Source organism: Shewanella sp. 10N.286.51.B2 (assembly GCF_041469265.1).
In the GTDB taxonomy this organism is placed as follows: Bacteria; Pseudomonadota; Gammaproteobacteria; order Enterobacterales; family Shewanellaceae; genus Shewanella.
The window spans coordinates 1-381 of sequence record NZ_JBFRKH010000122.1; the positions used below are offsets into that span (position 1 = coordinate 1).

1 tRNA gene is annotated in these 381 nt (G+C 39.9%); it reads left to right on the forward strand.

The features are described from left to right. The first annotated feature begins 158 nt into the window (after positions 1–158). Positions 159–235, forward strand: a tRNA-Ile gene (locus AB4140_RS19675). The last annotated feature ends 146 nt before the right edge of the window (positions 236–381 follow it).

Below are 381 nucleotides of genomic sequence, written 5' to 3' on the forward strand. Positions count from 1 at the left end.
TACTTGATAGAAAGAAAGAGAAAGATATCGAAAGGTATTTTTGAGTATTTTGATTGTTAATCAAGGCGCTTGAGGAGTGAATGAGGACGTGTAGTACACTACACGACGATTGAACGACAAAAGCAACGCTGAGTAACGATGAAAAGACCAAAAAGAATGGGTCTGTAGCTCAGCTGGTTAGAGCGCACCCCTGATAAGGGTGAGGTCGGTGGTTCAAGTCCACTCTGACCCACCAAAATCTTCATTTTATCTGCGTTAATTAAATACTCGTTTAGTGAACTAAACGTCGCATTGAATTAACTTGCTAAAATTCGATTTGGCTTCGCCAATTACTATAATTGGTACCTTGATATCCTACTCAACTGCATGTAAATGGGGCTA